The following is a 17,429-nucleotide window of genomic DNA, read 5'->3' as shown; positions in this document are numbered from 1 at the left end:
GCTCCGCATGCAGTTGGATTTTCGCCCCAGCCGTTGCCGGCTGCATTACTCTATCTTCTCCCAAATTCCGCATTTGTCACTAGTTAGTACGTCTTTTTCTTTCAGGAGTATTCCTGATTGGCCTTCAGCTGCGCCGCCGCTGGCCTTCGTGCTGCCGTCAGAGGCCGTCACCGACCACGTGCAGCCCTCCGGCGGGGTCTTCCGGAGATGGAACTTTCCGGGAACCAGGCCGTCGTTCGTCACCGCATACTCGCCGTCCGCGGCTCTTTCGCCGGACGCCCAAAAACCAATGACTCTTCCTTGTGGCGCTCTGGGGCATAGCTCGCTGGCTGCCTGCAGCATCTGCCGGCTGCTGCGTCCGAAGAGCTCGGAAGCTGCTTCGTCGCTGACGCGGCTACAAAGCGACAATGCAGTTAGGTAGGCTTCGAGTCCTTCGGATGGCGGCACGCCGGGCTCAGCTATGGAGATGATCCTCGCTTCATCTTCGGTGGGTTCGAATGGGACAGGCCCCTCGTAGTTTGCCGTGCAGGAAGCCAGCCGGACATATTCCGAGGAAGCCCAAACCTCGGCGAGGCTTGTGTACGCAACGTCTGGAACAGCCTCGTTCAGGCTTGAACATAAGTACGAGAACCGGCCCGAATCATCAGGCGCGCCGGCACCCTGCCCGCTGCCTTCGCCTGGTTCCGTTGGTTCGGGACTCGAGGTGGCTGATGATGAGGGTGTTGTGGTGGGAGGTGCCGATGCAGAAGAACCGGACGATGCCCCGGTCGAAGGCGTCGTCGTGGGTGTCGTAGCGCCTGAGCAACCAGCCACAAGCAGTAGCAGCGCCGCAGCGGCCGGGTACAGGGTTCGCATGGTGACCTCCACCTCCATGGTTGCCATAACCCGAACGCCGGTCAATGAATTTGGCTGCGAATCGGGTATCGATACCGCTACGAAAATTGGCGGTGCGCGTACATCGAAGGCCTTGCTCCGGGGACCAAGGCCTTCGACGTTCGCGGTGCTTAGGCGAACATCGAGTTCAGTGTGTTGATGACAGTTGCTTCTACGCCCGTTGTTCCGCCACGGAAGTGGCCGATGTGTCCGTACACAGTCATGGAGCCACCAGCGATCCCGGGATGGTCCGGGTCCCAGCCGCCCTCGTAGCTGCCGCCGGAGGAGTAGGGTGGCAGGAACTGTGCACTGGGCACGTAATAGCACGATTCGTTTCCGTAGCCCCCGACGATCACTCCGTTTGCACCGCCGAACCTTGCCCGGAAGTATGCGGCATAGCCGCTCACCAGCTCGCCACCGACGATCCCGATCCTGAGTTGGGGGCTGCCTCCGAACTTCCACACCTGGAAGGGACAAACGACTGAGGTTTCGTAACTGCCGCTGTCAATTCGACCGATCATGACCTGGGCGTGACGTCCATACCAGGCGGGATTGCCATCGAGGTTGGGAAGCCGGGACGCATAAGCGGCCCGGACAGCTGCCATGTTCCCGGCCGTGGGTGTGATGTCCAGCGGGATCTCCACTTCCCGGTAGCTGGTCTGGAGGGGGCTGCCAATGATCCTTCCCGGCGTCTGCATGGCCACATCAACAGCAGCGCCGAGCCTGGTGGCGTACTCGTCCCTCAACTCCCAACTGGGTACTCCCATGGGGTTCTGATCTCCAGCAGCTCCCTGCAGGAACAAGGCGAAACACTCGGGGTTGGTGTTTTCGATGTAGTTACACGCCCCGGCGGGGAAATCGCCGTCGAAGAGTGTGCGCATGCCTGCCGCGACCGGATGGCACGCGTAATTGAAGATCACCGCCGCGGCGTTGCCGTTTGGCTTGCGTGCCACGATGACGGGGACTGTGTTCTCAAGGTAGGGAAGGCCCACCCTGTTGTACGCGATGCTGGCCGTTGTGACCTTGTAATCCAAAGTGACGGCGGTTTGCGAGGCGTTGAGCGCTTCACTGGCAGCGTCCACAAGGTCGTTCTCCAAGTGCTGGCTGTAGGTCTCCACCATTGACAAATCTGACAGCCCGTAGCACATGAACGGGTGGAGGGTGTCAACTACGGCCGGCCCGTTATGGGTGTGGGTGGACTGAATCAGGATGTCGCCGTTGGACCAGCTTGCCAACTCCAGGATCCGTTGCCGGGCACGCTGATGGAGGGACCTGGGCAGGGCAAGAATATCCACGCTCATGATCAGGTTGGGGGAGCCGTTTTCCCAAAGCACGATCGCCCGAACCCACAGTGATTCGTAGGGGGCGCTGCTGGTGGCCTCCCTGCCGCCGTCGAGGGTCCCGTACCCCGCCATGTAGGGATTGACGTCAAGCGGCGGCGAAATGCTGACCTTGGCCGTTGAAACGGTAAACGCCATGAAAGATCACTCCTTGATTGTGCGCATTGGTGACCTTCGCTTGCCCCCAAACAAAGCCCGTTTCCCGAATGCGCTGAACAGCCAATACGTGAGACCACCTTCATTAGATCACGCAATCCCGGGATTTAGACCTGTCCGTTGGCCTAAACATTATTTGTTTCCTTTACGTAGATTTTGCCAAATGCGAAAGGGCCTGCGCACTCCTTTTCGGAGTGTGCAGGCCCTTGCCAAATTTCGGACTCGTAGCGCGCCGGCGTCTAACTTCAGGCGGGTGCGAGGATTCTCAGCCCGCCCCAACCAGTGCCAACTTTGGTGGGTGAGCCCCAGCTGCGATTCTGTCCTACAGGGTAGTAGCGCAGATCGCCGCCGGTGGTCCGCGCCAGGATTCCCGTGGAACCGACTCCTGCGAAACCACGGATGGCTCCGTAGCTGTTGACCACGTTCCAACCGGTTCCCACTATGCCGGGCGCTTCCTGGACCAGGGCTCCACTGCCGTTTGACCGGTATAGAAACAGGTCACCGGCGGAATTCTTGGCCAGGAGGTCCATGTTGGAGTCCTTGTCGAAGTCCATCTGGGCGATGTCCAATCCGGCCCAACCTGTACCAATCTGAACCCGGGCGCCCAATGAGGTGCCGGATGGATTGCTGATATGGAACAAGCGACCAGCGGGATCGTAGCCAACGATGCTCGGTCGTGCATCAGACTTCCGCCACGAACCAACTGTAAGAGTCCAGTCCTTCCAACCGGTCCCGAGGCTGATCGGCGCCCCGTAGCCCCGGCCCGCGAATCCTGGGTAGACACTAAGCCGCCCATCGGTCCACTGCGCAACGATGTCCAAAGCGTCGTCGTTGTTCCAGTCTGCGAGGAAACCCGCCTTGAGGCCGGTCCACTGCGTGCCGATAAGCTCGGCTGGCATCAAGGAAGTAGAGCCGGACCCGGCGTAACGGTACAGGTTGCCGTCTTGACGTGCGGCCACGACGTCTTGCGCGTCGACGCCGAGAGTCGTCTCAACGTTGACCGGTGCGCCGCTGATCACGTTCGCGTCATTCCATCCCACTCCGATGAGGAAGCGGTTGCCCCAGGACCCGGAGACTGCCGGATAGTAGTACAGGTCACCATTGGCAGTCCGGGCGTGGAGGCCCTGCGAACCGGAGCCGTTGAAACCCGCCGCGGAGCTCACCGATGTCATGCCGGTCCAGCCGTTGCCAATCACCCGGCTCGTCTCGGAGAGGAACGATCCCACACCGTTTGAGCGGTATAGGCGCATGATGCCGTCGGCCGTCCGGGAGACGATGTCCTGGTTGCCGTCACCGTCGAAGTCCAGTTGATTGAATTGGTGCCCGCCGAAGCCGGTCCCGATAAGCACGCCTCCGTTGAGGGCGCCTCCTGCCGCATTCGTATAGCGGTAAAGGTTTCCTTTGCCATCCTGGCCGATGACACCCGGATAACCGTCCCTCGAGTTCCACCACCCAACCGTGAGTGACATCTCCTGCCACCCTGTTCCCACCAGCAAAGGTGAAAGGAATCCACCGCCGGAGGCGCCGCGGAACACCTGGAGCGAGCCGTCCCGCCACTGGGCGAGGATGTCTTGGACTCCGTCCTGGTTCCAGTCAACGACGTAGACCGACTGCGCTGTGCCCCAACCGGACCCAATGGTTACCGGGCCCGTGATTCGGCCTTGCCCGTCTGCGGGGAAATTGTCCAGGCGTCCGGAGGGCATGGCAGCGAGCACGTCAGCCCCGGACCGGATGGAGGGGCTGGATGGGCGGGGGACTCCGCGCGCAAATGTCCGGAGCTGGTCATAGGTGCCGTTGAAAATATTTGAATCACCCTCAAAGGGGCCGGTGCTGCTGTACTGCCACATGGTGTAGTTGCCCCAACTGACTGGCAGGTTACCCGGGGAGTTGGTTGGGTTGTTCCAGTAGGACGCGATCCACAGTGGGTAGCTTCCGAAGGTGGAATTTCCCACGCAGGTGTTCCACCAGTCGGTGGTGCTGTAGATCACCGGGAAACGGCCGGTCAGGGCCTTGACTGTGTTACCAAAGTCGGCCGCCCACTGTCCAAGCTGCGCCTTGGACATGTCATAGCACGTGTTGCCGAAGTAAAACCCGTTGATGGTCCGTCCGGCATAGGGGTTGTACTCAATGTCCAGGACGGGAGGCAACGTATAACCGTCGGCTGTCCAGCCGCCACCGTTTGCGACGAAATACCGGGCCTGGTCAGCACCTGATGACCAGTTGGGTATGGCGAAGTGGTAGGCGCCCCGGACCATGCCTACGCTGCGGGAGCCGTTGTACTGCTGTGTGTAGTTCTCATTGAGGTAGTAGTTGCCCTCAGAAGCCTTGACGTATGCCCATCGGGAACCTTGATTCCATTGGTTCTGCCAGTTGACGTTGCCCTGGTGGGCACTGACGTCCTGTCCGGCAATGCCGATGGAGGGGCGCCAGTGTCCCGGGTCAGCCGCCATGGGGAACGCTGAGTCCACGGCTCCGCCGATTGCTTTCGCTCCAGAAGGCTGCGAAGCCGCCTTCTGCTGGTTGGCCAGTACTCTCGGCGAGCGCTGCCCCATTTCTGCACCACCGGCTGGAATGGCGGCTCGCATGGCCGTTTTCATGGCTTCGGCGTCCGGGGCGTTGCCGGGCATGGATTTGGGTGTTGCGGCAGGTGCTTCGGGCTGACCGGAGTTGGTTGGGCTTGTCACCACGGGTGAGGGTTCGACGGCGGCAGGCCGCTCTTGCTGCTCGGGCACCTGCGCATCCGTTGGCAATTCGCTGTCCGGCGCGGACCCGGAGCCGTCACCGGCCGGCCGGGGGCCCTGCGGCGGCGGGCTTTCCTGAGTGTTGGAATGCGGGGCTGGTTGAGGTCCGGAAGGCTGCGCCCAGGCGGGAACTCCAAGGCTGCAAGCCGCCAGCAATGCGACAGATAGCGCCAGGCCGGCACGTGCCAGAGGGATGCGGTGGACCGTGTCCATCGAATTAGTTTTCATTTTCACATCCGGCCCTGTACCGCGGCTTAGCGGCGCATGGTGTGGCTTGCGGACAAGCTCCAGGGCGGGCGCCTGCGCATGAGACCAAAGGCCAGCTCCTAACGGGCTTTACCCTAACATTCCGCAACTGGAGTGACTAGTGGGATACAGGATGCTTGTGCGACAGATGATGGCACTTATCCACAGGTGTTTTCTCAGTGACTTGGGCGCAGGGATTCGCTCGCCTAGCGTGAGTGACTCGAGATGCGCCTCTCATTTACGGTTCGTGATCATGGGGAGAGATGTGGATGCTGTAAAAATCGTCGAAGGAGAAGTCCGGGAACTCATACGACGCCGCGGGCTGGATCCGCTGGAACAAACAAAGGACGTTCGGCTCCTCGTGGATGAGGCCGTCAACGATTACGACGAGCGGGCACTCCTGGGTCCCCTGCCTTCACTCGGACACCTCGAGGCCGCCCGACAACACATCTTCGATGCCGTAGCAGGGTTTGGGCCGCTGCAGCCGCTCTTGGACGATGCCGGAATCGAAGAGGTATGGATCAATGCGCCGCACGAGATCTATGTGGCCCGCAATGGGGAATCCGAGCTGACGACCGTAACACTCACCGAGCAGCAGGTGCGGGATCTCGTGGAAAGGATGCTCAAGAGCTCGGGGCGCCGTTTGGATCTCTCGTCGCCTTTCGTGGATGCGGCACTTCCCGACGGATCCAGGTTGCACGTAGCGATCCCGGACATCACCCGTAAGTACTGGGCTGTGAACATCCGGAAATTTATCGCGCGGGCAAACCGACTCGAACACCTCGTTGAGCTTGGAAGTCTGACACCCCAAGCTGCCAGGTTCCTTGGCGCGGCTGTAGCCAGCGGGCTCAACATCCTGGTGTCGGGAGCCACCCAGGCGGGGAAGACAACCATGCTGAACTGCCTTGCCGCAAGCATCGGTTCCCGTGAACGTGTCATCACGGTCGAGGAGATCTTTGAATTGCAGCTCCCGCTGCGCGACGTAGTCGGGCTGCAATGCCGCCAGTCGAATCTCGAAGGGGGAGGGGAAATTCCGTTGCGGCGGCTGGTTAAGGAAGCGCTTCGGATGCGTCCGGATCGCTTGGTGGTGGGAGAGGTCCGCGAAGCCGAAAGCCTCGATATGCTCATCGCCCTGAATTCCGGGTTGCCTGGGATGTGCACTGTGCATGCCAATTCTGCACATGATGCCGTCACTAAGATCTGCACGCTACCACTCCTGGCAGGAGCGAATATCTCCAGCGCTTTCGTAGTGCCCACAGTGGCATCCTGCATCGACCTCGTGGTGCACTGCGGCCGACATTCAACCGGGCGTAGGCAGGTAACCGAAATTCTCTCCCTGGGGCGCAGGGTGGAAAACGGGATCATCGAATCCACTGGTGTCTTTGGCTTGGTTGCAGGTCAGTTGCAGCCCAGGGCAAACTCCATGCCGGCAGCGGAAAAGTTTGCCAGGGCAGGCTTTGACGTGGCTGCCCTCTTGGAGTTGAACTGATGGCCCCGTTGCTTGGGATCGTGGGTGGTTTGGGAGTGTTCCTCGTTTGGTGGTCCGCATGGGTCGAGCCACCGGTTGAATCCAGAAGAAGCAGGCCCCGTGGCTTGGACCTCCTACTGATGTCAGCAGGGATCGAAAAAGTAACGGGCGGCGGACTCCTTGCCACCTGCGCCGGCTTCGGCTTGTTTGCCCTGCTGGCGTTCTACGTTCTGACAGGGTCGCCGCCGGTTGCCTCGTGTTTTGCGATATTCGGTTCCTGGATTCCGTTTGCGGCTGTACGTTGGCGGGCCCGGAAGCGCAGGACTGCGCTCCGGCAACTGTGGCCGGATGTGGTGGACCACTTGCGGTCGGCGATTCGTGCGGGTCTTGCACTGCCGGAGGCGTTGATCCAGCTGGGACACAATGGACCGGAAGAGCTAAGGGAATTGTTCCTGGACTTTGGAGCCGACTATAGAGCTGCCGGGAATTTTGAGGCGGCGGTGAACAGACTCAAAGGTCGGCTGGCAGACCCTGTGGCCGACCGCATCATAGAGGCCCTGCGAATGACCCGCGAAGTGGGCGGTTCAGACCTTGGGCGCATGCTGGGTACCCTTTCGGTGTTCCTGCGTGACAGCGCCCGGACCCGCAGTGAGCTTGAGGCCCGGCAGTCCTGGACCATCAATGCTGCCCGGCTTGCTGTAGCTGCTCCCTGGATAGTTTTGGTGGTCATGGCAAGCCGGCCAGAAGCCATGATGGCTTTCAACTCCGGCATGGGCGCGGTGGTGTTACTGGGAGGGCTGCTGATCTCAGTTTTTTGCTACTCCGTGATGCTTCGCGTTGGTGCCTTGCCAGAGGATGAGCGGGTTTTTCAATGAACACCTCGGTTGCTATCGCCATGTTGTGCGGCCTGATCCTCGGAGCCGGATGCTGGCTAATGCTGGTGCGGCTCCCGTTCATGCGGCCACCGAGATTCTCTGACCGCATTGAACCGCAGTTGAAGTCGCAGAACCTCGATTCGCGCCTTCTCCGCGCGCCAACACAGAATCTCACGCCTTTCGGCCCGTTGGAACGGATTCTCCGCCCAGTCATTCGCGATGCAATCATCGCTATGTCCCGCTTCAATCCCGGTTTCACAGCCCTGGGCAAGAGGCTTGCCCGTGCCGGATCGACAAAATCCACCTTGGATTTCCGGGCTGAGCAGCTTCTGTGGGCCAGCGCCGCTTTCGTGCTCGCTGTCCTCGTGGTTATCGGGGGCGCGACCTCCGGGCGATTCAGTCCGGCCGGCTCTTGTATCGCAGTCCTGGGAAGCGCGCTAGGAGGTTACCTGCTTCGCGATTTTGTGTTGGGACTGAGGATCAAACGGAGGGAATCAAGGATGTTGTCCGAGTTTCCCAGTCTCGCGGAGCTCATGGCGCTCGCTGTTGCCGCGGGAGAGAGCGCGATGGGCGCAATGGACAGGGTGAGCCGCAGCTCGAATGGTGAACTTTCCGGGGAATTTGCCACAATCCTGGCGGATGCACGGTCGGGGAAACCGTTGACGGAAGCACTTCAGGCCTTTTCATCAAGGGCGGAATTGCCGCCCCTCGTCAGGTTCATCGACGGTCTGGTGGTTGCTGTTGAACGCGGAACGCCCTTGGCGGACGTCCTACGGGCGCAAGCGGCAGACGTCCGCGACGCCGCACAACGGGAACTCATGGAGTCTGCAGGCCGAAAAGAGATTGCCATGATGGTGCCGCTTGTCTTCGGCGTGCTTCCTCTGACCGTAGTCTTCGCTGCTTTCCCGGCCATTGCGGCTCTGGAAATGAGCCTCTAACGCACAGCCATCAATATGTCCTATCCGTACATTCAACCAGCGGCGCTACGTCAATGCCTGCTGGAAACACATTGGGGAAACCATGAAACGAGTTACAAACAAACTGTCCGCTGTCTCTCTCCCTCTGCTTTGCCCCTCATGGGTGTTCGTGGCCATTGCTTTGAGGGCACTGCCCCACAGGGAAAGTCGCGAGCGCGGGGATGTCCCTGGTTGGGTGATGATCACCCTGATGTCAGCGATCCTCGTGGCCGGACTACTTGCCATCGCCACACCGGCGTTGGGCGATCTCTTCAATCAAGCAATGAGCAAGGTGGGCAAGTAGGGCGCGGGATGGACAACAAGGGCCCCGTGGGTGATTGTTTCAAGCCGGCAAGTGTCGGACAGGTGAATGAGCGCGGATCAGCGGTTGTTGACTTCGTGTTGGTCGGCGCATTGCTGACCCTGTTTTTCCTGGCGATTGTTCAACTAATGCTGGTGCTGCACGTTCGGAACACGCTTATTGATGCTGCCGCTTCCGGAGCGCGGTACGGGGCGTTGTCGGATCGAACGTCCGCGGACGCCCGTTCCCGGACTGCCGAGTTGATTGGTGCCGCGTTGAGCGGTGATTTTGCCCGCGATGTCACGTCGACTGAAATCACGATGGATGGCATCCGAACCTTGGAAGTGACAGTGAGGGCACCCCTGCCGGTGGTTGGCCTGATCGGCCCCGCCCAAACCTTGGAGGTCAAGGGTCATGCAGACCTCCCGGGGTGACACGCAAAGGTCACTACTCGTCGCTTTCCGGCTTAGGTTGCGGGCGGCCCTGTGCTTACGGGCGGAGCCGCTTGGGACAGCAACGACTTACTCTCCCCATCAGGAACAGGAAGCCCAAGGGGGCAACGCCACGGTGGAATTCACCTTCCTGGCGTTGTTGCTCATGGTCCCCGTGATCTATTTCGTGGTGACCGTAGGCCAGATTCAGGGCGGATCGTTTGCTGTGGTGGGTGCTGCTGACCAGGCAGCTAAAGTCTTCGTGACGCAAGGGGATCCCGCCAGCGCAAGGATCGCAGCGGAGCGCAGTGTTCTTCTGGCCCTCAAGGACCACGGCCATGGACCCGAGAAGGCCAGCATCACCATCGATTGTGATCGTGGGAGTTGTTTGGCGGCCGGTACGACCGTAACCGTGACAGTGCGCCTGGAGGTGTCTTTGCCCTTGATGCCGTTCGGGGACGTGCTGCAATTGCACGCGAGTCGACTCAGTGCCTCGGCATCGCAGGTTGTAGGGCGTTACCAATGACAGTGGTGTCATCGAGTGGACACCCTCGGGAGGATGGCCAGGTAACGGTTCTCATCCTGGGGTTCGTGCTGTTGTCGCTTCTCCTGGCCTCGGTGGTCATAGGAGCTTCAGCTATCTATCTGGAGCGCAAGAAGCTCTTGTCCCTGGCCGACGGAGCGGCTCTCGCGGCCGCGGATTCCTACACGGCGGGCGATATTGGGGGAAGCGGTACTCCTTCCACCTCGCTGGTGGATGGAAGAGTGCTGGCCGCAACCGGCTCCTACCTCGACGCCAGCAACGCTTTTTCCCGCTATGACCAGCTGGCTGTGGCAGCGGGGACGGGTAGCGAGCCGGGGGGTACCGCGGTGGTAGTCCTCACTGCCGTGGCGCATCCGCCGATGGTCAGCTTTCTACTCCCCGAAGGGATTCTCATTGAGGCGAGGTCAACGGCCCGTTCCCGGCTGACCCAGTAAGTGCATCTTCCACGGGCAGGGCGAGGACGCCATGAGGGAGGCCGACGGATAGCGTACGCTGGGAAGATCATGGCTGAAATTGATTTTCCCGCGGAAATCCGCGCACTTCGAGCAACGTACAGCTCAATTGAGAACGTCACCGATATTGATGCCCTCAAGGCTGAGATCGCTGAGCTGAGCGAGCAGGCAGGGGCTCCGGACCTTTGGGATGATCCCGCTTCTGCCCAGGTGATCACCTCCCGGTTGTCGCACCGGCAGTCCGAAGTTGAGCGCCTGTCCAGACTCGCATCCCGGATTGACGACCTCGAAGTCCTGGTGGAACTGGGCCAGGACGAGGGCGATGAGGATTCGATGGCGGAAGCGGCCAAAGAACTTTCCTCCATCCGCAAGGCGCTGGCGGAACTCGAGATTACAACCCTTTTGTCGGGCGAGTATGACGAACGCGAAGCTGTAGTGACCATCAGGGCAGGAGCCGGCGGCGTTGATGCTGCCGACTTCGCAGAGATGCTCATGAGGATGTACCTGCGTTGGGCAGAACGCCATGGCTACCCGACCACTGTGATGGACACGTCCTATGCCGAAGAAGCCGGCCTGAAATCCGCCACCTTCGAAGTCAAGGCACCATACGCCTTTGGCACGTTAAGTGTTGAAGCCGGAACCCACCGGTTGGTCCGCATCAGTCCTTTTGATAATCAAGGGCGCCGTCAGACATCCTTCGCAGCGGTAGAAGTCATCCCGTTGATCGAGCAAACAGACTCCATTGAGATCCCGGACAACGAAATCCGCGTGGACGTCTTCCGGTCCTCGGGCCCGGGCGGCCAGTCGGTCAATACTACTGACTCCGCAGTGAGGCTGACTCACATCCCCACGGGCATTGTGGTCTCCATGCAGAATGAGAAATCGCAGCTACAGAACCGGGCGGCCGCCATGCGGGTGCTCCAGTCCCGATTGCTGCTGGTTAAGAAGGAACAGCAGGACGCTGAAAAGAAAGCATTAGCCGGAGACGTCAAAGCGTCCTGGGGCGACCAGATGCGTTCCTACGTCCTCAATCCCTACCAGATGGTCAAGGACCTGCGGACGGAACACGAGGTGGGCAACACCTCGGCGGTGCTTGATGGAGATATAGATGATTTCATCGACGCCGGCATCCGCTGGCGTACCGGCAACCGAAATGCAGCGGCCAACTAGGAACCGGATAAGGCGGCCCGGGTCACCCAAGGCTTTGGATTCCGCGACACGCCCTTGAAAGCCGCGGAATAGCGGCTGAACCGTGCGTATAGTCGAGTGGCCGGTGCTCTCACTTCCCCCATCGAAAGCCCGCGCTCCGGCTGTTGGACTGGGCGACTATGTCATGTCCGGCGGGGTTCTAAAGGGCCATGATCAGATTTGAGAATGTCACCAAGGTCTACGAGCAGAATGCCCGACCGGCGCTCGATTCTGTGAGCCTTGAGATCAACCGCGGCGAATTCACCTTCTTGGTGGGAGCTTCTGGATCAGGCAAGTCCACGTTCCTGCGGTTGATCCTGAAAGAGGACAAAGCCTCGTCCGGATCCGTTTATGTCGCTGGCCAGAATGTTGCCAACATTTCGAGTTGGCGCGTCCCGAAGCTCCGGCGCGGAATCGGCGTTGTCTTCCAGGACTTCCGGCTGCTCCCTCAGAAGAACGTCTTCGCCAACGTAGCATTCGCGATGCAGGTGATCGGCAAAAGCCGCTCGATTATCAGGGAGACAGTACCTGAGGTCCTGAAGACGGTTGGTCTTGAGGGCAAGGAACGTCGCATGCCTCATGAACTTTCCGGTGGTGAGCAGCAGCGCGTGGCGATCGCCCGCGCCGTCGTAAACCGCCCCGGCATTTTGCTGGCGGACGAACCGACCGGAAACCTTGACCCCATCACGTCGATGGGAATCATGGGAGTCCTGGACAAAATCAATCAGAACGGCACCACGGTAGTGATGGCAACCCACGACGACGACATCGTTAATGAAATGCGCCGCCGCGTGGTGGAACTCAAGAACGGCAAGGTCATTCGCGACGAAGCCAAGGCGCTGTACACCTCGATGATTCCCGTGGTTGGGGAATCGCGCCGGCTGCGGGACGCCAGCGGGGAAGAGCTCAACCGTGCGCAGGGGGCACAGCTGTGAGGCTTTTGTTTATCCTCGGGGAAATCGGTGGTGGCCTGCGTCGGAACCTCTCCATGGTGATTTCCGTGGTCTTGGTGACTTTTGTTTCCCTGACGTTCGTGGGCGCGGCGGGAATGCTGCAGATGCAGATCAACCAGATGAAGGGCTACTGGTACGACAAAGTCCAAGTAGCTGTCTTCCTCTGTAATGATGGTTCGACGGCGGTCGGTTGCGCTTCGGGGTCGGCCACAAAGGAACAGCAGGACAACCTCCAGGCAATGCTCGAATCCCCGGCAATCAAGCCGTACATCAACGACTTCCAGTTCGAGTCCCAAGCCGAGGCGTACACGCACTTCAAGGAACAGTTCTCCAACTCGCCGATAGTGGATTCCGTATCCGAGGACCAGTTGCCGGCCTCGTTCCGGATCAACATGAAGAACCCCGAAAAATACGAAATCATCAGTGAGACGTTTTCCTCGCAACCGGGTGTTGAAACGGTCAGTGACCAACGGCAGGTGCTCGAGCGCATTTTTTCCTGGATGAACGGGGCATCGGTTGCGGCCATTGGCGTGGCAGCCGTAATGATTTTCTGTGCGGTCCTCCTGATCACCACCACCATCCGGCTGTCGGCATTCAGTCGACGCCGGGAGACAGGAATCATGCGGCTGGTGGGTGCGTCAAAGACGGTGATTCAACTGCCGTTCATCCTGGAAGGTGTCATAGCTGCCGTTGTGGGAGCGCTGCTGGCCTCCGTCACGCTCTGGCTTATGGCCCACTTCTGGCTCAACGGCGACTTGTCGAGGCAGTTCCTCAACACCCCGTTCATCTCGTCCACTCAGGTCCTGGTGATCGCGCCGGTGCTGATTGCCTTGGGCGCTGGTCTTGCCGGCATCTCTTCCCTCCTGACTCTCCGGCGTTACCTGAAGGTCTAACCGTGAACGCCCTGACTGAAACAACCGCCATGCTGACAAGCGAAAAGGAATCCTGATGACCACGTTGGACCCGAACCCCCTGCGCCGGCGCCTTGCGTCGGGCCATGCTCGGTTTCTGGGGGCGGTTCTTGCTGTTGGCCTGGCTGTCAGTCTCCTTTCAGGCGCTCCATCAGCCCAGGCAGACAGCCTTGAGGACCAGCAGGCTGCGCTGGAAGCAGAAGCGGCCCGGGTCCAGGCTTCGCTCGAGTTTGTTGACTCAAACATCGCAAAGGCTGCCGGTGACCTGGTGATCTACCAGGGGCGGCTTCCTGGCGCACAGCAGGCTCTGCTTGAAGCGCAGGGCCGGGTGGCGAGTGCGGTCAAGGAAGTCGAGGCACTTGCTGCCAGGGTTGAGCTCGCCCAGCAGAACAAGGCCAAAATTACGGAGCAGCTGGAGAGCGATAAGCAGAAGATCACGGACACCAAGAAGCTGATCGGACAGATCGCCTCGCAGGCCTACAAGTCCGGTGGAGTGCCCACTAACATTGCACTTTTGTTCGGCTCCAGTGAATCCGGAAGCTTGACCGAGTCCATGGATTTGGCTGACCAGGCCATGCGCAGCCAAAACGCGGCGATGACCAAACTCACCCAGCAGAACGCCACCAACGTGAACTCCCAAGCGAGGCTTGTTGCTGTCGAGGAAGAAATCCAGGACCTGAAGGCCAAGGCGGACGCCGCACTTGACCGGGAAAAGTCGGCGAGGGACGAGGCGGCGAGCAAGAAAGCCGAAGTCGACAAGCTCATTGAAGACACGACCCGCCTCAACGGACAACTGCAGGCTGCCAAGCCGGGCATCGAAGCGAATCTTGCCCGGGTGAAGGCCGAACAAAATACGGTGGCCGCCGAGATCGTGGAGCGTGACCGGAAGCTGAGGGAAGCATGGGAAGCGGAACAGCGCCGGATTGCCGAAGAGGCTGCGGCCGCGGCTGCTGCTGCTGCAGCAGCGCAAGGTAGGCCTGCACCTCCGGAACCGCCGTATTCTCCTCCGCCGGCTGGTTCGCCGTCGGCGTTCGGCCTTCGGCACCCCTTCGCAAGCGCTGTCCCCATCACCTCCGGATTTGGCTGGCGTGCAACGCCACCAGGCACCATTGATTTCTATGGCACCGGTGGTTACATGCACACCGGCATCGACTTCGGTGCGGCTTGTGGCACGCCCGTTTACGCAGCAGCGGCGGGCGAGGTCTTCAACTCGGGCTGGAACTCGGCCGACGGCGGCGGATGGCGGGTAAAACTGTCCCATGGTGTGGTGCAAGGCAACTCGCTGACCACCATCTATTACCACAACAGCAGCATTGTCGTAGCAAACGGCCAGCAAGTATCGGCGGGGCAACTCATCGCATACTCGGGCAGCACGGGTAACTCGACAGGTTGCCACGCGCACTTCGAAACCTGGCTTAACAGTGCCGCAGTGGACCCCATGACTCTTCTCTAGCGTGCCGATAGCGCGCAGAGGCTATGCCGCGCTGGCGTACACTAGTTGAAATCCGCATCTAAACAAGGAGTTCTACCGTGCCCAAGGAAAGTGGCCGTAAGGTAGTGGCCACCAATCGGAAGGCCCGGCATAACTACCATGTCCTGGACACCTATGAGGCAGGCATTGCCCTCATGGGAACAGAGGTGAAGTCCCTCCGTGAAGGTCATGCCTCCATGGTTGATGGCTTCTGCACCTTCTACAACGACGAACTGTGGATGGAGGGCATCCACATCCCTGAGTATCACCAGGGGAGCTGGACAAACCATGCTGCACGCCGCCGTCGTAAGCTCCTGCTGCACCGCGATGAACTGGACAAGATTTCGCAGAAAATTCGCGAGTCCGGCTTCACCGTTGTGCCGCTTCAGCTCTACTTCCTGGACGGCCGGGCCAAGGTGGAAATTGCTATCGCCCGAGGCAAGAAGGATTACGACAAGCGCCAGACGCTCCGTGAGCAGCAGGACAAGCGTGAATCGCTGCGTGAGTTGCGGGAACGCAACCGACGCTAGGTAGCGTGTCTCCGGGGAATGATCCGCCGGATGGATGCGTTATGATAGGTAGTCCGACGGGAGTTCAAAGACTCTTGCCGGGTTTGGTAACAAAATACGGGGATGATCGGTTTCGACGATGTTAGTCGCGACAGGTGAAGCGGGCCGAGGATGCAGAATTATCTCGTAAACGCTGTCTGCAAACCAATAAGTGCCGAATCTAAGCGCACTGACTTCGCTCTCGCTGCCTAAGCAGTAAGACAGTCCGTCAGCCCGGGGTTGCTATCGCCCCGGTTCCTGGCGTCATTTAGATAGCCACTGCTGTTTGCCTTCGTCATTGAGGTAAACGGGACTCTTAGATGACTGGGCCCGGATCAGCCACCTGTTCGCAGGATGGCTGGGGCCGAGAAAATCCGACGCGAACTGCGCCCGGAGAAGCCCTGACAAAACGACATCGGACGGGGGTTCAATTCCCCCCATCTCCACCCCGGAAAGCCCTCGGATCCTCGTGATCCGGGGGTTTTCTTTTGCCACCTGCCATCGTTCACCCACGGCGTAGCAACTTCCGGACTACCGGCAACTGCATGGCAGTTATACAGGGTAGACGCGTCGCCGAAGGTTAGCGGTGAAGCGCGGCGGACCTTGGCAGGAGGCACGAGATGACGACAAACCAGGCTTTCGAAGAACAGGCGTCAGACGACGACGGAGCCTTGGACGCGTACTCACAGATCGTCATACAGGTTGCCGAGTCGGTGACGCCCCACGTTGCTGCAATCGAAATGACGAGTACAGACCGCCGCGGACGGGTCCGCGGAGGAAGCGGTTCAGCTGTGGTCTTCACCGGCGACGGATACATGCTGACCAACGCCCACGTGGTGGCAGGCATCCAGTCCGGTCGGGCCGTTTTCGCGGATGGCAAGCAAACTGATGTGGAGCTGGTGGGCGCAGACCCCCTCTCCGACCTGGCCGTGCTCCGTGGCGTGAAGTCAACCCCGCCTCCGGCTTTGCTGGGCAACGCTGACACGCTACGGGTGGGCCAGCTGGTGATTGCTGTGGGGAACCCGCTCGGTTTGGCCGGTTCGGTAACTGCTGGCGTGGTGAGCGGGTTGGGGCGTTCCATCCCCGTACGAGCTGGCGAACACAGGCGGGTGATTGAGGACGTCATTCAAACCGATGCTGCGCTCAACCCAGGGAACTCAGGGGGTGCACTGGCGGATACGAGGGGACGCATCGTGGGCATCAACACCGCCGTTGCGGGTCTTGGGCTGGGGCTGGCAGTACCCATAAACACCACAACCCAGCGCATCATCGCAGCGCTGCTGAGGGACGGCCGCGTGCGCCGCGCTTATCTTGGCCTGGTAAGCACTCCGATACCTCTGGATGCAAGTTCGGTGGTTCGAACCGGCCAGAAAGAAGGCCTGAGAGTAGTGGAGGTCATTCCGGGCTCGCCGGCGGAATTGTCCGGGCTCCAAGCGGGGGATGTGGTGCTGCGTGCGCAGGATCGTGCGGTGTCCAGTGCGGAAAGTTTGCAGAAATTGCTGTTTGCCGATGCTATCGGCCAGCCGTTCCCGCTGACGGTGCTCCGGGAAGGCACAGTACTGAAGCTGACTGCCGTGCCATCCGAAATGAGCCAGCTGGCCTAACCATCGCGAACGTCGACAACGCCGATGAAACGGCTTCCCACGCCTTCATATTCGCTGCGGACATCGCCGAGGAACAGTTCGGGAAGTTCGCTGTTCCGGTGGGTGCCACAGAAGACGAAGGAAAAGTCCGGCCACCATTTCTTGGGGCGAACGGCCTCGGTGTATCCGCAGACAGCACACGTCAGGTGTACCCAGACGGGTCGCTTGCCGGTGCGGTTGGCCCTGGACTGAACCAACCACGCCGGGGGATTGTCCTGGATGTCCCGGAGTTCGGCCTCGGAGAGGCGGGACGGAATGCCGTGGCGTTGGGCCATTTCCATCGAAATATCAAGGGCCAATGCGGCATCACGTCTGCTAATCACCATTCAACG

General features: G+C 60.3%; 17 protein-coding genes and 1 other RNA gene. 14 read left to right on the top strand and 4 right to left on the bottom strand.

The genetic code is table 11. The features are described from left to right. Positions 1-45 precede the first annotated feature (45 nt). The 3 genes from KCX59_RS14425 to KCX59_RS14415 all read right to left on the bottom strand — a co-directional run bounded on the left by KCX59_RS14425 (position 46) and on the right by KCX59_RS14415 (position 5,323). Positions 46-882: a hypothetical protein gene (locus tag KCX59_RS14425; protein ID WP_256870810.1), complete on the bottom strand. Its 837-nt coding sequence runs from the start codon at positions 880-882 to the stop codon at positions 46-48. 122 nt (positions 883-1,004) lie between these two features. Continuing rightward, positions 1,005-2,351 carry a hypothetical protein gene (locus tag KCX59_RS14420; protein ID WP_178996936.1) on the bottom strand — a complete coding sequence of 449 codons (1,347 nt, stop codon included), beginning with the start codon at positions 2,349-2,351 and terminating at the stop codon, positions 1,005-1,007. A 263-nt stretch (positions 2,352-2,614) separates the two neighbouring features. Next, a complete protein-coding gene (locus KCX59_RS14415) occupies positions 2,615-5,323 on the bottom strand; it encodes a GH25 family lysozyme (protein ID WP_256871373.1) in 2,709 nt (902 codons plus the stop codon). A gap of 298 nt (positions 5,324-5,621) precedes the next feature. Between KCX59_RS14415 and KCX59_RS14410 the strand changes: the two genes are divergently transcribed. The 14 genes from KCX59_RS14410 to KCX59_RS14345 all read left to right on the top strand — a co-directional run bounded on the left by KCX59_RS14410 (position 5,622) and on the right by KCX59_RS14345 (position 17,058). Next, positions 5,622-6,845 carry a CpaF family protein gene (locus KCX59_RS14410; RefSeq protein WP_179017151.1) on the top strand — a complete coding sequence of 408 codons (1,224 nt, stop codon included), beginning with the start codon at positions 5,622-5,624 and terminating at the stop codon, positions 6,843-6,845. Beyond that, on the top strand, positions 6,845-7,699 hold the full coding sequence (locus tag KCX59_RS14405) for a type II secretion system F family protein (RefSeq protein ID WP_179017152.1): 855 nt from the start codon (positions 6,845-6,847) through the stop codon (positions 7,697-7,699). Before KCX59_RS14410 ends, KCX59_RS14405 begins: the two co-directional genes overlap by 1 nt. Continuing rightward, on the top strand, positions 7,696-8,637 hold the full coding sequence (locus KCX59_RS14400) for a type II secretion system F family protein (protein ID WP_179017153.1): 942 nt from the start codon (positions 7,696-7,698) through the stop codon (positions 8,635-8,637). Before KCX59_RS14405 ends, KCX59_RS14400 begins: the two co-directional genes overlap by 4 nt. A gap of 82 nt (positions 8,638-8,719) precedes the next feature. Then, entirely contained in the window at positions 8,720-8,959 is a 240-nt protein-coding gene (locus KCX59_RS14395) for a hypothetical protein (protein ID WP_179017154.1), read from the top strand. 8 nt (positions 8,960-8,967) lie between these two features. Next, the gene (locus KCX59_RS14390; protein ID WP_179017155.1) at positions 8,968-9,390 is read left to right on the top strand and encodes a TadE family protein; all 423 of its coding nucleotides are present in this window, start codon (positions 8,968-8,970) and stop codon (positions 9,388-9,390) included. A 133-nt stretch (positions 9,391-9,523) separates the two neighbouring features. After that, positions 9,524-9,913, top strand: a complete 390-nt coding sequence (locus KCX59_RS14385) for a hypothetical protein (protein WP_370629177.1) — start codon at positions 9,524-9,526, stop codon at positions 9,911-9,913. Next, complete coding sequence (locus KCX59_RS14380) at positions 9,910-10,365, top strand: pilus assembly protein TadG-related protein (RefSeq protein WP_179017157.1); 456 nt, start codon at positions 9,910-9,912, stop codon at positions 10,363-10,365. Before KCX59_RS14385 ends, KCX59_RS14380 begins: the two co-directional genes overlap by 4 nt. Positions 10,366-10,434: 69 nt before the next feature. Beyond that, complete coding sequence (gene prfB, locus KCX59_RS14375; RefSeq protein ID WP_091468500.1) at positions 10,435-11,553, top strand: peptide chain release factor 2; 1,119 nt, start codon at positions 10,435-10,437, stop codon at positions 11,551-11,553. A gap of 188 nt (positions 11,554-11,741) precedes the next feature. Next, entirely contained in the window at positions 11,742-12,506 is a 765-nt protein-coding gene (gene ftsE / locus KCX59_RS14370; protein WP_017198501.1) for a cell division ATP-binding protein FtsE, read from the top strand. After that, entirely contained in the window at positions 12,503-13,417 is a 915-nt protein-coding gene (gene ftsX / locus KCX59_RS14365) for a permease-like cell division protein FtsX (RefSeq protein WP_017198500.1), read from the top strand. The genes ftsE and ftsX overlap by 4 nt, the downstream gene beginning before the upstream one ends. Positions 13,418-13,472: 55 nt before the next feature. Next, the gene (locus KCX59_RS14360) at positions 13,473-14,888 is read left to right on the top strand and encodes a M23 family metallopeptidase (RefSeq protein WP_091468498.1); all 1,416 of its coding nucleotides are present in this window, start codon (positions 13,473-13,475) and stop codon (positions 14,886-14,888) included. Positions 14,889-14,965: 77 nt separating this feature from the next. Then, positions 14,966-15,436 (top strand): SsrA-binding protein SmpB, encoded by a 471-nt coding sequence (smpB, locus tag KCX59_RS14355; protein ID WP_017198498.1) that lies wholly within the window; start codon positions 14,966-14,968, stop codon positions 15,434-15,436. Positions 15,437-15,534: 98 nt separating this feature from the next. Next, positions 15,535-15,903, top strand: a transfer-messenger RNA (tmRNA) gene (ssrA, locus tag KCX59_RS14350). A 171-nt stretch (positions 15,904-16,074) separates the two neighbouring features. Further along, on the top strand, positions 16,075-17,058 hold the full coding sequence (locus KCX59_RS14345; protein ID WP_179017158.1) for a S1C family serine protease: 984 nt from the start codon (positions 16,075-16,077) through the stop codon (positions 17,056-17,058). Here KCX59_RS14345 and KCX59_RS14340 read toward each other — a convergent pair. Continuing rightward, the gene (locus tag KCX59_RS14340; protein WP_256871374.1) at positions 17,055-17,423 is read right to left on the bottom strand and encodes a hypothetical protein; all 369 of its coding nucleotides are present in this window, start codon (positions 17,421-17,423) and stop codon (positions 17,055-17,057) included. The two genes, KCX59_RS14345 and KCX59_RS14340, sit on opposite strands and share 4 nt — an antisense overlap. Positions 17,424-17,429 lie beyond the last annotated feature (6 nt).

This window comes from Paenarthrobacter nitroguajacolicus (assembly GCF_051027655.1).
GTDB classification, from domain to species: domain Bacteria; phylum Actinomycetota; class Actinomycetes; order Actinomycetales; family Micrococcaceae; genus Arthrobacter; species Arthrobacter nitroguajacolicus.
The sequence above is the reverse complement of the archived record's forward strand: the minus strand, read 5'-3'. Positions and strand labels throughout refer to the sequence as shown.

What these genes read in the sequence shown, in the direction of transcription:
- KCX59_RS14360 (WP_091468498.1), top strand. Translation starts at nt 13,473, where the DNA reads ATGACCACGTTGGACCCGAACCCCCTGCGCCGGCGCCTTGCGTCGGGC.
- KCX59_RS14415 (WP_256871373.1), bottom strand. Translation starts at nt 5,323, where the DNA reads ATGGACACGGTCCACCGCATCCCTCTGGCACGTGCCGGCCTGGCGCTA.
- KCX59_RS14345 (WP_179017158.1), top strand. Translation starts at nt 16,075, where the DNA reads ATGACGACAAACCAGGCTTTCGAAGAACAGGCGTCAGACGACGACGGA.
- ftsE (WP_017198501.1), top strand. Translation starts at nt 11,742, where the DNA reads ATGATCAGATTTGAGAATGTCACCAAGGTCTACGAGCAGAATGCCCGA.
- KCX59_RS14390 (WP_179017155.1), top strand. Translation starts at nt 8,968, where the DNA reads ATGGACAACAAGGGCCCCGTGGGTGATTGTTTCAAGCCGGCAAGTGTC.
- KCX59_RS14340 (WP_256871374.1), bottom strand. Translation starts at nt 17,423, where the DNA reads ATGGTGATTAGCAGACGTGATGCCGCATTGGCCCTTGATATTTCGATG.
- KCX59_RS14380 (WP_179017157.1), top strand. Translation starts at nt 9,910, where the DNA reads ATGACAGTGGTGTCATCGAGTGGACACCCTCGGGAGGATGGCCAGGTA.
- KCX59_RS14400 (WP_179017153.1), top strand. Translation starts at nt 7,696, where the DNA reads ATGAACACCTCGGTTGCTATCGCCATGTTGTGCGGCCTGATCCTCGGA.
- KCX59_RS14405 (WP_179017152.1), top strand. Translation starts at nt 6,845, where the DNA reads ATGGCCCCGTTGCTTGGGATCGTGGGTGGTTTGGGAGTGTTCCTCGTT.
- KCX59_RS14420 (WP_178996936.1), bottom strand. Translation starts at nt 2,351, where the DNA reads ATGGCGTTTACCGTTTCAACGGCCAAGGTCAGCATTTCGCCGCCGCTT.
- KCX59_RS14395 (WP_179017154.1), top strand. Translation starts at nt 8,720, where the DNA reads ATGAAACGAGTTACAAACAAACTGTCCGCTGTCTCTCTCCCTCTGCTT.
- prfB (WP_091468500.1), top strand. Translation starts at nt 10,435, where the DNA reads ATGGCTGAAATTGATTTTCCCGCGGAAATCCGCGCACTTCGAGCAACG.
- KCX59_RS14425 (WP_256870810.1), bottom strand. Translation starts at nt 882, where the DNA reads ATGGCAACCATGGAGGTGGAGGTCACCATGCGAACCCTGTACCCGGCC.